A 15,599-nucleotide genomic window follows, 5' to 3' on the forward strand; every position below is an offset into this window, starting at 1 on the left:
GGAGGGGAGTTCGCAGCTCGGCAGGCTGGAGGGCATGAGCGATGCGATCACTTTGGACGCCGTGAGCAAGGTCTACGGCAAGGGGCGGGGCGCGGTCGCCGCGCTGCGCGAGGTGACGGTGCGGCTGCCCGGTGGCGGCTTCACCGCCGTGATGGGGCCGTCCGGTTCGGGCAAGAGCACCTTCCTGCACTGCGCGGCCGGCCTGGACCGGCCGACCGCGGGCACCGTCCGGCTCGGCGGCACCGACCTGTCCGGGCTGAGCGAGACGAAGCTGACCGAACTGCGGCGCGAGCGGGCCGGGTTCGTGTTCCAGTCGTTCAACCTGATCTCCTCGCTGACGGTCGAGCAGAACGTCACGCTGCCGCTGCGGCTGGCCGGGCGGCGGGCCGACGCCGGGAAGCTGGCGGCGCTGATCCGCCGGGTGGGCCTGCAGGAGCGCACCGGGCACCGGCCCGGGCAGCTGTCCGGCGGGCAGCAGCAGCGGGTGGCCGTCGCGCGGGCGCTGGTGTCCGAACCGGACGTGGTCTTCGCCGACGAACCGACCGGCGCGCTGGACACCATGACGGCCCGTGAGGTGCTCACCTTGCTGCGGCAGACCGTCGACGAGCTCGGCCAGACCATCGTCATGGTCACCCACGACCCGGTCGCCGCGTCCTACGCCGACGAGGTGCTGTTCCTGGCCGACGGCCGGGTCGCCGACACCATGTCCGGGCCGACCGCCGCCAAGGTCGCCGACCGCATGATCCGCCTGGGAGCGTGGAACCGATGATGCTGGGACTCGCCCTCACCACCCTGCGGCACCGCCGGGCCGGGTTCGTCGGGGCCTTCGTCGCGCTGTTCTGCGCCGCCGCCCTGGTCTGCGGCTGCGGCACGCTGCTGGTCACCGGACTGACCGGTGCGGTCCGGCCGGAGCGGTACGCGGCTGCGCCGATCGTCGTCACCGGCGACCCGGAGGTGCACGTCCTGGTCGACAAGGGCAAGGGGAAGACCAAGGAGAAGGCCAAGCCGAACGCCGGCCGGGCCTGGGTGCCGGCGGACCTCGCCGAACGCATCGCCGCCCTGCCGTCGGTGGAGCGCGTCGCCACCGAGGTGACCTTCCCGGCGCTGCTGCCCGGCGGGGCCGACTCCGGTTCCTGGGGCCACGGTTGGGAGTCCGCGCCGCTGGCCGGGCTGACCCTCGCGGCCGGCCGCGCGCCCGCCGCCCCGGACGAGGTCGTCGTCGACGCCGGCACCGCGGCCCGCGCGCACCTGTCGCCCGGCTCCGGCACGGCCGTCCGGACGCCCTCGGGGACGCTGCCGGTCCGGGTGGTCGGCGTCACCGCGCAGGGCTTCGACAGCCAGTCCGCGGTCTTCTTCGGCACCGACCGGGCCCGCCAACTGGCCGGTCACCAGGGCCTGGTGAGCGCTGTCGGGGTCTTCCCGGCCGCCCCGTCGGCCGCCGCCGACGTCCGGGCGCTGCTCGCCGGTGCGTCCGCCGGCCCGGCCGCCGTGGTCCGCACCGGCGAGGACCGCGGGCGGGTGGAGTTCCCGGACGCCGCCAACGCCCAGGTGCGCCTGGTCAGCATGGGCGCCGTGCTGGGCGGCACCGCCCTGCTGGTGGCGCTGCTGATCGTGGTCGGCACCTTCGGCCTGTCGATCCAGCAGCGGCAGCGGGAGATCGCCGTGCTGCGCGCGGTGGCCGCGACCGGGCGGCAGGTCCGGAAGATGATCGGCGGGGAGGCGCTGCTCGTCGGCCTGGCCGCCGGGGCGCTCGGCGCCGTCGCCGGCCTGCCGCTGGGCGGCTGGCTGCACGGCCGGTTCGTCGCGCTGGGCGTGATCCCGGCGAACCTGCCCGCGGTGCTCTCGCCGTTCCCGGCGCTGGTGGCCGCCGCCGCCACGCTGCTGGCCGGCTGGGCGGCGGCCCGGATCTCGGCCCGGCGCACCGCCGCGGTCAAGCCGGTCGAGGCGCTCGGGGAGGCGGAGTTGAAGCCGCCGCAGCTTGGCGCGGCCCGGATCGCGTTCGGGGTGCTCGCCGCCGCCGGGGCCGTGGTGCTCACCGCGCTGCTGACCGTCCTGCACGCCGACCAGTCCTCGACGCCGGTCTGCTTCCTCGCCGTGCTGCTGTGGTGCACCGCGTTCGCGCTGCTCGGCCCGGTGCTGGCCCGGGTCGGAACCGCCGTGCTGGGCCTGCCGATGCGGGCCTCCCGGGTCGGCGGCCACCTCGCCTTCCACAACCTCCGGGCCGGGGCGCACCGGCTGGCCTCGGTGGTGACGCCGCTGACCCTGCTGATCGCGATGGCCTGCGCGATCCTGTTCAGCCAGACCACGACCGACCGGGCGGCCGCCGCCCAGCGCGAGCGCGGCAACGCCGCGGACTTCGTGGTCGGCCCGCGGGTGCCGGCCTCGGCCGCGGAGGCGGTCGCCGCCGTCCCGGGCGTCCGGACCGTGACCCGGGTCCTGCACACCCAGGTCCGGGACGGGCTGACCCGGCGCAGCGTGCAGGGCGTCTCTCCCGAACGGCTGACGGACACCCTGGACCTCGGGGTCACCGCCGGCGACCTCGGCCGCCTGGCGGAGGGGACGGCGGCGGCCGCGGACGGGCTGGGCTACCGGCTGGGCCAGCACGTCCGGTTGACGCTCGCGGACGGCACTGCGGCGGAGGTCACGGTGGTCGCGCTGTACAGCCGCGGCCTCGGGTTCGGCGACCTCACCCTCGCGCACGGGCTGGTCGCGGCGCACGTGGACGTGCCGCTGGACGACGAACTGCTGGTCCGGGGAGTCGACTTGAGCCGTCCGGCGCTCGCCGCCGCGCTGCACGGGAGCCCGGGCTCGGGGTGCTCGACCACGCTGCGGCGGCGGCTGCGGCGAACCGGACCGGCGCGCAGATCGGCGACGTCATGCTGGGGCTGATCGTCGCGTTCGTCGCCATCGCGGTGCTCAACACGCTGGCCATGAGCATCTCGGACCGCCGCGGCGAGTTCGCCGCGCTCGCGCTGACGGGCGCCACCCGCCGTCAGATCCGGCGGATGCTCGGCTGGGAGACCGCGGCCTCGGTCGCGCTCGCCACCGTGCTCGGTCTCGGCGTCTCCTTCGCGGTGCTCAGCTGCTACGCCGAGGGCATCACCCGCGGCACCGCCGGGTTCGCCGCGCCGGCCGGGGAGCTCGCCCTGGTCGTCCTCGGCGCCGCGGTGCTCGCCGCCGCCGGGACGTGGCTGCCCGCCCGGGCCGCGCTGCGCGGCCGGACGCTTGATCTCAAGTCGGCTTGAAGTTCTAGTCTCCGTGCTGAGCGACAAACCACCTTCACCGAGCGGGAGTTACGGACATGACCATCACCACCGCGGAGTTCGCCGCCCTGGCGCGGCAGGTCCGGGTCCTCACCGACCGGGCCGAGATCACCGGCCTCATCGACGGCTACCTGCTCAGCCTGGACGGCGGCCGCTTCGACGAGGCCTGGGCCCGGCGGCACTTCACCCCGGACGTCCGCTTCACTTCCCCGGTGGGCTCGCACGACGGCATCGAGGGCCTGGCCGAGCACGAGCAGGCCACCCTCGACAAGTTCGAGCGGACCCAGCACATGGGCGCCAACTACCTGATCGACCTGGACGGCGACCGCGCCGCCGTCCGCTGGAACGCCTTCATGACCCACGTCCACCTCGCCACCACCCAGCAGTCCCGCGGCGAGACCCCCGGCGCCCACTTCGACGTCGGCGGCACCTTCACCGGCGAAGCCGTCCGCACCCCCGCCGGCTGGCGCCTCCGCCGCCTCGACGTCCAAGCCATCTGGACCACCGGCCGCGGCCCCCGCACCCTCACCCCGCAGGCCGAAGCCACCCTCCACGCCCTCGCCGGCCCGGCCCGAGAGCGATCCGTGATCGACACCGGCCGGCACCAATCCAATTGACTTCGGAATGTATTCCGAACTAGCGTGGAGGTATGTCCACCCCCACCGTGTCGTTCTCCGACCTCTCGAAGAACTCGAAACGTGTCGCGGACACCGCCGAACGGGCCCACCGCGTCCACGTCACGCGCCGTGACGGCGAGGATCTCTACCTCACCACCGAGCGCCACGACCGCCAGCGGGAAGAGACCGCGGATGTCACCGCCCGGCTGTTCTCCGCCCTGATCGCCAGCGACGAGGGAGCACGCGCCGTCCTGCTCGCGCTGCCGGAAGTGTTTCCGTGGACCAGGCACCTGTCCGCCGAGGAGGTTCGGGAGTTCGTCGTCGATCTCGTGAACGCCACGCGTGACGTGGTGGAGCTCGACGTCCACTCCAACCTGCACCGCGTGATCGTCGAGTGGCGCGCCACGGCCCGGATCCTGGCGGATCCGGAACTGGCCGCCGGTCTTGCCGCACCCCTGCCGGGCGACGACCACGGCGAGGTGCCGGCGCCGTGAGCCCCAAGCGCGGAGACGACGTCCCGCCGCCGCCGATCGACGGCGAGTGGCGCCTCAGGTTCGCGACGAGCGAGGCAGCCAAGGGCTGGGGTGACCTCTGCGCGGAAGCACCGGCGAACACGCGCCGCTGCTTCGAGGCCCTCCGCAGCGATCCCCTGTCCTTGCGTGACCCGGATCGGCAGCACCGTCTGCGCGGCCGCCTGGCAACGCGCACAGTCGGCGGTGGCGAGCTTCCGCAGTGGGAGTACGAGGTGACGTCGGGCGGACGGGTGCGCTACGTCGTCGACGAGCCGGCGAGGACGGTCCTCCTCGTATACGCGGCGCCGCGGCATCCGAAGGACACCGACAACTGAACCATCAACTGAAGAGTGGGGTAAGGGAGTTCCAGGTGTTGCGGACATGCTCAGTGCGCGCTTAGCGTGAGTGGCGGTTGATCCATTCGTGTGGAGAGGATCGCTCTGATGATTCGTCATGTCCGAACGGTGGCGCAGGCGGTGCTTGCGGCCGGGCTGGTGGTCGGTGGGGTGGTGGTGGGGCGCCGGTGGCGGGGGCTGCGGCGGGGCCGACGGAGTTGACGGCCTCGCAGTTCACGCTGAGCGCGGACTACCACCAGTTCGACGCGTTGAACTCGGCGCTGGTGTCGACCTTGGGGACGTCCCCCGTGCACACCGTGATGGAGAACGCGAACCACGACCGGCAGGCGCTGCCGGCGTCGTTCTCGGTGGCGGGGCTGGAGACCGGGTTCCGGTTCGACGACGGGGACAACTCGGACTGCCAGAGCTACCCGCAGGGCATCACGACGAGCCGGGACGCCGTGGGGACGGCGAACAGCGGGAACTACGACGGCCATCAGCTCGTGCTGGTGAGCTGGTACACCAAGGACGGCTGCACCGGCAAACAGCAGCGCAGCCGGATCACGCTGGCCGACTGGGACGCCACCTACCCCAACAAGTACCGCAAGATCCTGCTGGTGGAGCCGACCGGTACGGCGGCGGCCCCGGACTTCAAGGACATCCCGATCCACGCCGGCGGCGTCTCCTGGTACGGCGACTACCTGTACGTCGCGGACACCGGCCGCGGCATGCGGGTGTTCGACATGCGCAAGATCCTCAACACCGACACCGGCGGCACCGCCGACCAGATCGGGCGGCAGTCCGGCAGCGTCTACTACGCCCACAACTACGCGTACGTGCTGCCGCAGATCGGCACCGTCACCTCGCAGACGACCTCCCCGGACAAGCTGGCGTGGTCCTCGGTCTCGCTGGACCGGGTCAGCAAGTCGCTGGTGATGACGGAGTACACCTGCCCGGCGGCGCAGCCCTGCACCGACTACCCCAACCGCGCGCCGCGCGCGGTCCGCTACCCGTTCGCCTCGGGGGCGACGACCTTCGCCGCGACGACCACGGCCAGTCAGGCGCTCCAACTGCCCTGGTACAAGCTGAACGGCGTGGCCTCGCACAACGGCCGGTGGTGGTTCAACTCCTCGGGCCAGAAGCAGCTCTACTACTGGACGCCGACGGCGGGCCCGTCGACGTTCGCCTGGGTGGGCGGCGGCGAGAGCCTCTCGTACTGGGAGGACGCCACCAACCCGGACCTGCTGTGGTCGCTGCAGGAGACCGTCGGCGGCCGCAACGTCTTCGCGGTGACGCAGGCGACCTACGGCGGCGGCTGAGCCGCCCGCGGGCGGTGAACGCCGGAGGCCCGGACCGCAGCGCGCGGTCCGGGCCTCCGGCGTCCGGTCAGGCGGAGCGGCGGTTCCCCCGGTCGTCGCAGGGGAGTTGGGCGCCCGGGTCGTTGGCCTGGAAGTCGCGCTGGGCCTGCCGCTCGATCTCGGCGATCGCGGTGGGCGGGACGTCGATGATGCCGCCGAAGGGCCGGTCGACGTCGCGGATGAGGACGAGGGTGGTGGTCAGCAGCGCGGTGATCACGACGAGGGTGATGATCTGTCCGCGGTTGTTGCGTCGGGGCAGGCAGACGCCGAGTGCGACGACGGTGATGGTGAGGGTGGCGAGCAGGAACCAGAGGATCGCGCCGGGAATGCTGGCGGTGGCCTGGGTGAGGCGCTCGTCGCGTTCGTCGGAGCGGGTGTTGTCGGCGGAGATCAGCATGCTGAAGACGGCCTGGCCCTGGAGTTCCCCGAACGCCTGCCGGAAGTCGGCCGTCCAGACGCTGGGTGCGGCGGAGCCGTTGCCGTCGGACATCGCCGGCCACTCCTGGAGCCGGACGGCACGGGCGTAGCAGACGGCGTCGGCCTGGATCCGGTTGCGCTGGGCGGCGGGCGCGTACTCGGCGGTCTCGACGATCTGGTCGAGGGCGCGGGCCTCGCCGCGGGCGGAGGTCTCGGCCTTGCCGTAGGACCCGTTGGCGGTGACCAGGACGAAGGCGAGCAGCAGGACGGTCAGCGTGAGCAGCGGGCCGACGAGGTCTTTGACGGCCATGCCGGTGTCGTCGTCCTCCTTCAGCACCAGCGGGCGCAGGTAGCGGTTGGCGGCGAGGCCGACCAAGAGCGCGACGGCGGCGACGACGATGACCAGGACCACGGGGGCACCTTCGGGGTGGGGGTCGTTCCCGCCGCCCGGCGGGCGCGGGACGGGCACCTGCGATCATCACCGCGCGGCCGGGGGCCGGTCCGCGACACCGTGCGGGTAGGCAGCGCGGGGGCCGGGTTGCTCCATCGGGAGCAGCGGGGCGGGCCGCCGGTGCCGCCTCGGCCGGCGCGGCGCGGGTCCGGGGCAGGATCGGACCGGAGCCGTCGTCGTGGAGGAGCAGCATGACCGAGCCGGGTGTCGCCGTCGCCGTGGTGGTCCGGGACGGGCGGGTGCTGATGGTCCAACGCCGGGCGGCGGACGGCGAGTTGTGGTGGCAGTTCCCGGCCGGTGAGGTCCGGGACGGGGAAACGGCGGAGGCGGCCGCGGCCCGCGAGACGGCCGGGCAGACGGGGTTGTCGGTGACGGCCGCGCGGCTGCTCGCCGAGCGCGCGCATCCGGTGAACGGCCTTCGGACGGCGTACTTCGCCTGCTCGGTCGCGGCCGGCCCGGCGTCGGTGGCCGGCGTCGAGGACCTGGTCGCGCTGGAGTGGGTGACCCGCGGCCGGCTCGCCGAGTACGTCCCGTCGGGCCTGTGCGGGCCGGTACAGGCGTACCTGGACGGCGAGTTGAGCCGGGACTGACCGCGCGCAGGGCGGTCTCCCGAGGAGGGGCGGGCGACCGACGGCGGTCGCCCGTCCCTGCACCGACACCCGGACGACGCGGGCGGACCGCTCAGCCGGCGGGCTGCTCGCCGGCCCTGTCGGTGACCGCGTGGCGCAGGACGGCGGACGCGTAGGTGGCGCGGACCAGCGGGCCGTTCTCGCCGGTCCGCACCATCCCGACGCCGCGGGCTCCCAGGAACTCGCAGGTGGCGCCGTCGAAGACGAGCTCGGTCCGGTCGGTGCCCTCCGCGCGGGCCACGCCGATGCCGTGCCGCCCGGCTGCGTCGACGGCCCCGGCCTCCAGGGTCACGCCGGGGACGGCGGCGGCGGCCCGGCAGAACGCGGCGCCGACGGCGGGGGTCAGCAGTTGCGAGGTGAGCACGTTCGCGATCGTGCGGAAGGCGGTGGCGTCCCGGTCGGGGTTGCCCTTCGGGTTGTCCGCGTAGACCTGCTCCAGCAGGCGCTGGGGGTCGGTGGGCAGCCCGGCCAGGAAGCGCTGGTCGGGGGCGTGCAGGCCGGCCGGGCTGCCCGCGACGTTGGGGGCGTAGCCCATGGTGCCGTTGAACGGGTCCTTGATCAGCCCCTGCGTGTTCCCGTCGGCGGCCGTCCAGTCCCTGCGCACGCACGGCTGCTCCTGGTCGTGCTGCACGAGCGTCTCGGTGTAGACGAACTGATGGTCCTTCACCTGCAGTCCCGGCCTGTTCGCCCCGGCCTCCGCGGCGGCGGTCAGGGCCTGGAGCGGGTCGCCGGCCGGCGTGGACCCGGCCGGCCGGACGACCAGGCCCGCCGGGGCCATGCCGTTCGGGCAGGACGTCTCGCCACCGGTCAGGACGGTGGGCGACGGGGACGGCGTCGCGCTCGCGGACGCTCCGGGCGCCACCGCCTGCGGGGCCGGAGCGCCCGGCTGCGAGGTGCTGAGCAGGGCGACGGCGGCGGCCACGGCGACGACCGCCGGGGGTGCGATCAGCCAGCCGAGGCGTCGGCGGCGCGGCGCCGGATGCGCGGCCGTGGACTGCTCGGTCGCGGACTGCCCGCTCGCGGACTGCCTGGCGATCTCGTTCATCAGATGCTCCTTCAAACGCCGCTGGCGGTCGGCGGCGAGCATCTCGGGCCCGTCGTTCATCGGATGTCTCCCTGCGTCGACCGGGCGGCTCCGACGCCGCCGTGCCGTACCTGTCCGGGGCCGGACCCGGGTTCCCGATCCAGTGCCGATTTCTGATCCAGCGTCAGTTCCTCGTCGGTCAGCGCCCGGAGCCGGGTCCGGGCGCGGGACAGCCGGGAGCGGACGGTGCCGAGCGGCACGCCCAGCGCCTCGGCGGCCGAGGCGTAGTCCAGCCCGACCCAGACGCACAGCCGGAACACCTCCCGGTCGCCGCGCCGCAGCCTGGCCAGCGCGCGCCGGACGGCGGCCAGTCGGGCGTCGTCGTCGAGCCTGGTCACCAGCGCGTCGGCGAAGTCCGGCACCGGTTCCCGTTCCGGCAGGCGCGACATCGCCGCTCGGTGCCGCCGGGCGGTCCGCGCGGTGTTGCGCAGCACGTTGGTGGCGAGGCCGAACAGCCACGGCCGCACCGAGTCGCCGTCCCGGTGCAGGCTGCCGCGCAGCCGCCACGCCTCCAGGAAGGTCAGCGACACCGCGTCCTCGGCGGCCGCCCAGTCCCCCAGCGTGCGCAGCGCATAGCCGTACACGGCCTGGGCGTGCTCGTCGAAGAGCTCGGCCAGCGCCCCTTGGTCCCCGGCGCGCAGGCGCGCCCGTTGTGACAGTTCCACGCCACCTCCTGTCCGCCCGGCCGGTAAGGTTCCCTGTGACCTGCGTCACTCGTCCGCCGGTTCGAAGAGGTGGCCCCGTGGAACACGACGCCCCGCAGCCCGCCCCCGCGATGCGCCCGGCGGTGCAGGAGACCTACGGACCGGCGGATCTGAGCGCCGCACAGATCTTCGCCGGAGGGTTCATCAACTTCGGCTACTGGCCCGGCATCGACCTCTCCCGGCCGCTCGACGAGACGGACCGGATCCGCAGCCAGCAGGCCCTCTACCGGCACGTCCTGGACGCCCTCCGCCTGCCGGACGCCGCTCGCCTGCTGGAGGTCGGCTGCGGGCTCGGGATGGGCTGCGCGCTCGCCCTCGCCGAGTACGGCGCGGCCGCCGTGACGGGCCTGGACATCCACCCGGCGCAGCTGCGGCGGGCCCGGGAGGCGCACGCCGAGACGCTCCGGCGCGAGCCCGACCGGCTGCGGTTCGTGCAGGGCGCGGCCGAAGAAATCCCGTTGGCCGAGCGGGAGTTCGACGCCGTCCTGAGCGTCGAGGCCGCCCAGCACTTCCCCGACCTGACCGCCTTCGCCGCCGAGACCTTCCGCGTCCTGCGCCCCGGCGGCCGGGTCGCCGTCACCAGCTTCTTCACCCCCGACGACTCCCCCGGCCGCCCCGAGGACCTCGCCGAGCTGCTCCTCACCTTCGCCGACGGCCTCGACATCGCGCGCCCCGTCGGCGCCCTCGCGAACGCGTTCGCCGCAGCCGGCCTGACCGAGGTCCGCACCCGATCCATCGGCCCCGGCGTCTGGCCCGGCTGGGACGCCTGGCTCAGCCGGTGGTGGGACGAGGACACCTGGCCGCGGAACTTCCGGCACGCGTGGGAGCGCCGCCTGCTCGACTACTACGTGGTGACGGCGGGCCGCCCGACGGATCGGTGACGTCCGATCAGAGTGCGTTCCGATCCTCTCTGCCGGACCGACGTCGGCTGATGATCGGACTGGAGGTGGCGAACTCCCCCTACGTGACCCTGCCCGGCGAGGACTGCCGCGGCCTCAGTCCGGGTGCACCCAGCCGGGCACCCAGGTGCCGGGGGCGTCGTGGGCGGCCTTGGTCGCGGCGAGGTAGCTGCGCAGGGCGGCCAGCGCCGGGTGCGGGTTGTCGCGGTGCCACACCAGCGAGTGCGGGTAGACGGGCGTCGGGTCGGTGAGCGGGATCCGGCGCAGCCCGTGCCCGGCGGGCCAGACCAGGCGGGTGCCGTCGCTCATGAAGGTGGCGAGCGCCGGGGTCTCCGCGATGGTGTCGAGCAGGGCGTCGGAGCCGAAGTTGGGGCCGGTGGCCTCGATGGTGAGGCCGAACTCGGCGGTCAGGTCGTCGTAGTAGGCCGCCCACTCGGAGCCCGGCAGGATGCCGGGCATCCAGATCCGGTGCCCGGCCAGCTGACGCGCCGTCACCGCGTGGGCACCCGCCAGCACGTGGCCCGGGCCGGTGAGCAGTTCCAGCCGCTCGTCGACCACCCGGACGGCGGCGAGGTCGTCGGGCAGCGGCCGGCCGGGGGAGCCGACGGCCCGGAAGGAGGCATCGACGGCTCCGGAGCGGATCGCGGCGACGGCCTCGTCGATGTCGAGCAGCTTCACCACGTCCAGCTCGGTCCCGGGGTGGGCGCCGTGGAAGGCGCGCATCAGGCCGGACGCCGCGCCGCGCAGGTTGATCACGTCGACCCGCAGCGGTCGGCGGGCGGTGTGCACGGAGGCGACGGCGCGATCGGCGACCCGCAGCAGCTCGCGGGCGTGCGGCAGGAACGCCTGCCCGTCGATGGTCGCCTCCGCACCGCGCGGGGTGCGGGTGAACAGCCGTACCCCGAGGTCCCGTTCGAGTGCGGCGATGCGCTTGGAGACCGCCTGCTGGGTGATCGCCAGGTCGACGGCGGCCTTCTGGAACTGTCCCGCCTCGGCGACGGCGAGGTAGGTGCGTACGGCTTCGAGGTCCACGCCCGCCCACCTTAGTGAACAACCGGTGGTTGTGGGTCACGGGCTCCATGGTTGTTTGACCTGTGGTTGTCCGGCCCGGTTTGCTCGGGCCGGTCAACGGAGGTTTGTGCGGCCAGGGGGCGCGATGGGCTACGGCAGGCGACGGCTGGGGCGGCAGTTCGGGTGGCTGTGGGCGGCGTACGCGGTGAGCGCGTACGGCTCCGGGCTGGGGTTCGGGGCGCTGCCGCTGATCGCGGTGCTGGTGCTGCACGCCGGCCCGGCCGAGGTGTCCGCGCTGTCGGCGGTCGGCCCGGCCGTGGGAGCGCTGCTGGCGGTGCCGCTCGCGCCGTGGGTGGAGTTCCGCCGCAAGCGGCCGGTGATGATCGCCGCCGACCTGCTCCGGTTCGCCGCGATGGCGTCGATCCCCGCCGCGTACGCCTTCGGCCTGCTCGGCTTCGGCCAGCTGTTCGCGGTGTCGGCGGTGGTCGCCGCCGCGAAGATCGCGTTCGGCGCGGCCAGTGGCGCCTTCCTGAAGGCACTCGTCCGGCCGGACGATCTGGTGGTGGCCAACTCGCGTTTTGAGTCGACCAATTGGAGCTCCATCGCGATCGGACCGCCGCTCGGCGGCGCGGCGATCGGCGTGTTCGGACCGGTCGCCACCGTGTGGGCGGACGCCGGCAGCTACCTGCTCTCGGCGCTCGGCATCGCCGCCGTCGGCGGCCGGGAGGAGCCGCCACCCCGCCGCCCCGGCACGCGGCCGGGATCGCTGCTGGACGGCTGGCGACACCTGCTCGGCGACCCGGGGCTGCGGCCGCTGTACCTCAACAACCTGCTGGTGTCCGGCCTGATCATGGCCACCGAACCGATGCTGGCCGTTCTGCTGCTGCGCCAACTCCACTTCTCCGCCTGGCAGTACGGCCTGGCCTTCGCCGCCCCGTGCCTCGGCGGCCTGATCGGCTCCCGGCTGGCCCCGCGCGTGGTGGCCCGCCACGGCCGGACCTGGGTGTTCCGCACCATCGGCACGCTGCGCGCCGTCTGGCTGATCGGCCTCGCCTTCGTGCCGTCCGGCACGGCCGGACTGGTCACCGTGATGGCCGTCGAGCTGGCGATCATCGTCAACATGAGCCTGTTCACGCCGGTGGTAGCCGCCCACCGGCTGGAACGCACCCCGCAGCACCTGGTCGCCCGCACCCTGACGGCCTGGTCGATCGGCCAGCAGGCGGCCATCGCCGCCCTCACCGCGCTCGGCGGCCTGCTCGCGACCCTCACCGACCCGCGCACCACGCTGGCCGTGGCCGGCCTGCTCGCCCTGGCCACCCCGCTGCTGCTGCCCCGCCGCGAGGCGGCTGCGCCGCAGCCGTCGGCACCGCAACCGCCCGCGCCGCTCAACAGCCGCGCCTGACCGTCGCTCCACCGCCGTTCCGCTCGCCAACCTCCGCCGAGAGCAAGGGACTTCCCGTGAAGAACACCGCACTGCTCGTCCTGGACTGCCAGCCGGCCGTCCTGGCCACCCTGCCCGAAGCCGGGCGTCCGCTGCTCGACCGGCTGGCCCGGGCCGCCGCCGCCGTCCGTGCGCGGGGCGGCACGGTGGCGCACGTCCGGACGGCGTTCACCGAGGACGACTGGGCCGCCGTCCCCGCCGGCAACGCCACCTTCGCGGCCATCGCCCGACACCGGGCCCTGCACCACGAGGACCCGGCCACCGCCGTCCAACTCGACGTAGCGGCCCGCGACTTGGTGGCCCGGAAGACGCGTCTCGGCGCCCTCTCCACCACCGAGCTCCACCAGCGGCTGCGGGCCCGCGGCATCGACACCCTGATCCTCGCCGGCCTCAGCACCGGCGGGGCCGTCCTGTCCACCGCGCTCGACGCGGCCGACCGCGACTACCGCCTCCACGTGCTGTCCGACGGCGTCGCGGACCCGGACCAGGAGCTTCACCGGGCGGTGCTCCGCCACGTCCTGCCCGCGCGCGCGGAGCTGCTCACCTCCGGTGCGCTACACGCACCATGACGGCCCGTCAGGCAATGCCGCCGTTCACGTACAGCACCTGCCCGTTGGTCCAACGGCCGTCCGGGCCGGCCAGGTGGGTGATGGTGCGGGCGATGTCCTCGGGGGTGCCGAGGCGTTCGAGGGGGGAGGCGGCGGCGAGGCGGTCGATCACCTCCTGGGGCTTGCCCTCCAGGAAGAGCGGGGTGGCGGTGGGGCCGGGGGCGACGGTGTTGACGGTGACGTCGCGGCCGCGGAGCTCGCGGGCCAGCACCAGCGTCATCGCCTCGACCGCGCCCTTGCTGGCCGCGTAGGCGGCGTATCCGGGCTGCTGGAGGCGGGTCACCGAGGTGGAGACGTTGATCAGCGCACCGCCGGGCCGCAGGCGGCGGGCGGCGAGCTGGGAGACCACGAAGGTGCCGCGCACGTTGACGCGGTGCATCCGGTCGAAGGTGTCGAGATCCATCTCCGCGACCGGGCCGAGCAGCATGACGCCGGCCGTGTTGACCACCACGTCGACCCCGCCGAAGTGCTCCTCGGCCGCGTCGAACAGGGCTGCCATGTCTGCCGGTTCGGCCACGTCGCCCGGAGCGGCGACGGCCCGGCCGCCGGCGGCGGTGATCGCGGCCACCACCTTCCCGGCGCGCTCCGCGCTGCCCGCGTAGTGCACCACCACGGCGGTGCCGCGCGCGGCGAGGGCCAGCGCGGCGGCACTGCCGATGCCGCCGGAGCCGCCGGTCACGATCGCCACCCGGGCCGGTGCCTGCTGGGTCGTCATGGGGTTCCCCTCTCGCTGCGCCGCGGACGGCTCGCTTCATGTGGACACTGAGTACACTAGCAACATGTGGCCCGATGGTCCACATATATGTGGGCCGAGCGTCCATATAATCGGCACGGTGCGTCGGGCCCCCTGGAGCCGGACGAGCCAGGACGAACGAGCCAGGACGAACGAGAGGCGCAGCGCGATGGAACACGCCCCCGAGCCCAGGGCCCTCAAGCCCGGCCGAGGCCGCCGACGGGCCGAGGACGTCCGCCGCGCCACCCTCACCGCGGCCGCCGAACTGCTGCTCGCCGAGGGTGTCCAGGCCGTCACGTTCGCCAAGGTCGCCGCGCAGGCCGGGGTCAGCAAGATGACCCTCTACAAGTGGTGGCCCTCCCCCGGCGCGCTCGCCTTCGAGGCGTACTTCACCGCGTTCCGCGAGACCCTCGCCTTCCCCGACACCGGCGACGTGGTCCGCGACCTGAGCGAGCAGCTGTACGCCTTCGTCGACCTGCTCGGCCGCAACGGGCCCGTGGTCGCCGGGATCATCGGCGCGGCGCAGAGCGACCCCGACCTCGCCGAGGCGCTCTCCGAGCGGTACGTGCTGCAACGCCGCGCCCTCGCCGTCGAGCGGCTCACCCGGGCCCGCGAGGCCGGCCAGCTGCGGGCCGACGTCGACCTCGAATCGCTGGTCGACCAGCTCTGGGGCGCCTGCTACCACCGCCTGCTGATGCCCGCTCAGCCCCTCGACCGCGGCTTCGTCGACCACCTGATCGGCAACCTGTTCCGCGGCATCGCCCCGGGCGGCGAAGCCTCCTAGGGCCCGTCTTCAAACCCGCGTCGCAGGCCCGCGGCGTCCGGTGCGTGCTCTCGGCGTGCCGGGTGGAAGGCCTCGTACTGGATGTACTTGGTCTTTCGCCCGGTGCGGCGAGAGTGCGTGCCGGGCGTCGTGGGGCAGGCGGGGGTTTGAAGACGGGTAAAGGTTGTTCCGTAAGGCCTGGATCGGGGAATTTCTCCGGTATGGGTGGGGTGTTGCGGGCTGAGCCGTTGTGGGTGGAGACGTTCACGGGTCTGCGGATGCGGCAGTTCGAGGGCCTGGTGAAGGTGGTGCGGGAGCGGGGCGGCAACGGGCCCGGTGGTGGTCGCCCGTGGTGCCTGCCGTTGGCGGAACGGGTGCTGCTGGTGGCGGTGTACTACCGGACGAACCTGACGATGCGGCAGCTCGCCCCGTTGTTCGGGGTGTCGACGGCGACGGTGTGCCGGGTCGTCCGGCGACTCGGTCCGCTGCTGGCGCTGGAGCCCGTGAGGCCGCCGGCTCCGGGCGCGGACCGGTTGTGGATCGTGGACGGCACCCTCGTCCCGGTGCGCGACCGCGGTGTGGGCGCCTCGAGTCGCAACTACCGGTTCTCGGCGAACGTGCAGGTCGTCATCGACGCGGACACCCGTCTCGTGGTCGCCGCCGCCCGACCGGCTCCGGGCAACAAGGCCGACGCACACGTCTGGCGGGCCTCCGACCTGCCCGCACGATGCGCCGGTGCCACGGTCCTGGCGGACGGCGCCTACATCAACACCG

18 protein-coding genes are annotated in these 15,599 nt (G+C 73.9%); 13 read left to right on the forward strand and 5 right to left on the reverse strand.

The window, feature by feature from the left end; all coding sequences use genetic code 11:
• Positions 1-34 precede the first annotated feature (34 nt).
• The 7 genes from KCH_RS17545 (at position 35) to KCH_RS17570 (ending at position 6,046) form a co-directional block, all read left to right on the forward strand.
• Positions 35-769, forward strand: coding sequence for an ABC transporter ATP-binding protein (locus KCH_RS17545; protein WP_051653167.1), 735 nt, complete (start codon positions 35-37; stop codon positions 767-769).
• Positions 766-2,889 (forward strand): ABC transporter permease, encoded by a 2,124-nt coding sequence (locus KCH_RS17550; RefSeq protein WP_341865382.1) that lies wholly within the window; start codon positions 766-768, stop codon positions 2,887-2,889. Before KCH_RS17545 ends, KCH_RS17550 begins: the two co-directional genes overlap by 4 nt.
• Entirely contained in the window at positions 2,877-3,245 is a 369-nt protein-coding gene (locus KCH_RS46630; RefSeq protein WP_341865383.1) for an FtsX-like permease family protein, read from the forward strand. The genes KCH_RS17550 and KCH_RS46630 overlap by 13 nt, the downstream gene beginning before the upstream one ends.
• Before the next feature lie 56 nt (positions 3,246-3,301).
• Positions 3,302-3,880 (forward strand): nuclear transport factor 2 family protein, encoded by a 579-nt coding sequence (locus KCH_RS17555; RefSeq protein ID WP_063750161.1) that lies wholly within the window; start codon positions 3,302-3,304, stop codon positions 3,878-3,880.
• A 32-nt stretch (positions 3,881-3,912) separates the two neighbouring features.
• Entirely contained in the window at positions 3,913-4,374 is a 462-nt protein-coding gene (locus KCH_RS17560; protein WP_035864107.1) for a hypothetical protein, read from the forward strand.
• Positions 4,371-4,727 (forward strand): hypothetical protein, encoded by a 357-nt coding sequence (locus KCH_RS17565; RefSeq protein WP_035864109.1) that lies wholly within the window; start codon positions 4,371-4,373, stop codon positions 4,725-4,727. Before KCH_RS17560 ends, KCH_RS17565 begins: the two co-directional genes overlap by 4 nt.
• 188 nt (positions 4,728-4,915) lie before the next feature.
• Positions 4,916-6,046 (forward strand): hypothetical protein, encoded by a 1,131-nt coding sequence (locus tag KCH_RS17570; RefSeq protein ID WP_208865961.1) that lies wholly within the window; start codon positions 4,916-4,918, stop codon positions 6,044-6,046.
• Positions 6,047-6,113: 67 nt separating this feature from the next.
• Here KCH_RS17570 and KCH_RS17575 read toward each other — a convergent pair whose 3' ends face one another.
• Positions 6,114-6,914, reverse strand: coding sequence for a bestrophin-like domain (locus tag KCH_RS17575; protein WP_035864111.1), 801 nt, complete (start codon positions 6,912-6,914; stop codon positions 6,114-6,116).
• Positions 6,915-7,144: 230 nt separating this feature from the next.
• On the opposite strand from KCH_RS17575, the gene KCH_RS17580 reads away from it, so the two are divergent.
• Entirely contained in the window at positions 7,145-7,543 is a 399-nt protein-coding gene (locus KCH_RS17580; RefSeq protein WP_035864114.1) for an NUDIX hydrolase, read from the forward strand.
• 91 nt (positions 7,544-7,634) lie between these two features.
• Here KCH_RS17580 and KCH_RS37385 read toward each other — a convergent pair whose 3' ends face one another.
• Together KCH_RS37385 and KCH_RS17590 are read right to left on the reverse strand one after the other, a co-directional pair.
• Entirely contained in the window at positions 7,635-8,687 is a 1,053-nt protein-coding gene (locus KCH_RS37385) for a CU044_5270 family protein (RefSeq protein WP_051653168.1), read from the reverse strand.
• Entirely contained in the window at positions 8,684-9,331 is a 648-nt protein-coding gene (locus KCH_RS17590; RefSeq protein ID WP_035864115.1) for an RNA polymerase sigma factor, read from the reverse strand. Before KCH_RS17590 ends, KCH_RS37385 begins: the two co-directional genes overlap by 4 nt.
• A gap of 77 nt (positions 9,332-9,408) precedes the next feature.
• On the opposite strand from KCH_RS17590, the gene KCH_RS17595 reads away from it, so the two are divergent.
• A complete protein-coding gene (locus tag KCH_RS17595) occupies positions 9,409-10,251 on the forward strand; it encodes a class I SAM-dependent methyltransferase (RefSeq protein ID WP_244305356.1) in 843 nt (280 codons plus the stop codon).
• Positions 10,252-10,365: 114 nt separating this feature from the next.
• Here KCH_RS17595 and KCH_RS17600 read toward each other — a convergent pair whose 3' ends face one another.
• Positions 10,366-11,301 (reverse strand): LysR family transcriptional regulator, encoded by a 936-nt coding sequence (locus tag KCH_RS17600; RefSeq protein ID WP_035864116.1) that lies wholly within the window; start codon positions 11,299-11,301, stop codon positions 10,366-10,368.
• A 124-nt stretch (positions 11,302-11,425) separates the two neighbouring features.
• Between KCH_RS17600 and KCH_RS17605 the strand changes: the two genes are divergently transcribed.
• Both KCH_RS17605 and KCH_RS17610 read left to right on the forward strand, forming a co-directional pair.
• Positions 11,426-12,682, forward strand: coding sequence for an MFS transporter (locus KCH_RS17605; protein WP_051653169.1), 1,257 nt, complete (start codon positions 11,426-11,428; stop codon positions 12,680-12,682).
• A 56-nt stretch (positions 12,683-12,738) separates the two neighbouring features.
• Positions 12,739-13,290: a cysteine hydrolase family protein gene (locus KCH_RS17610; protein ID WP_035864117.1), complete on the forward strand. Its 552-nt coding sequence runs from the start codon at positions 12,739-12,741 to the stop codon at positions 13,288-13,290.
• A 7-nt stretch (positions 13,291-13,297) separates the two neighbouring features.
• Here KCH_RS17610 and KCH_RS17615 read toward each other — a convergent pair whose 3' ends face one another.
• Positions 13,298-14,044, reverse strand: coding sequence for an SDR family oxidoreductase (locus tag KCH_RS17615; RefSeq protein WP_051653170.1), 747 nt, complete (start codon positions 14,042-14,044; stop codon positions 13,298-13,300).
• Between the two features lie 187 nt (positions 14,045-14,231).
• Between KCH_RS17615 and KCH_RS17620 the strand changes: the two genes are divergently transcribed.
• Positions 14,232-14,846: a TetR-like C-terminal domain-containing protein gene (locus tag KCH_RS17620; RefSeq protein ID WP_035864118.1), complete on the forward strand. Its 615-nt coding sequence runs from the start codon at positions 14,232-14,234 to the stop codon at positions 14,844-14,846.
• 200 nt (positions 14,847-15,046) lie between these two features.
• Positions 15,047-15,599: IS5/IS1182 family transposase (locus tag KCH_RS39755; RefSeq protein ID WP_035860054.1), on the forward strand; the 553-nt coding region annotated here is incomplete at its 3' end.

Origin of the sequence: Kitasatospora cheerisanensis KCTC 2395 (assembly GCF_000696185.1) — a bacterium.
GTDB lineage: Bacteria > Actinomycetota > Actinomycetes > Streptomycetales > Streptomycetaceae > Kitasatospora > Kitasatospora cheerisanensis.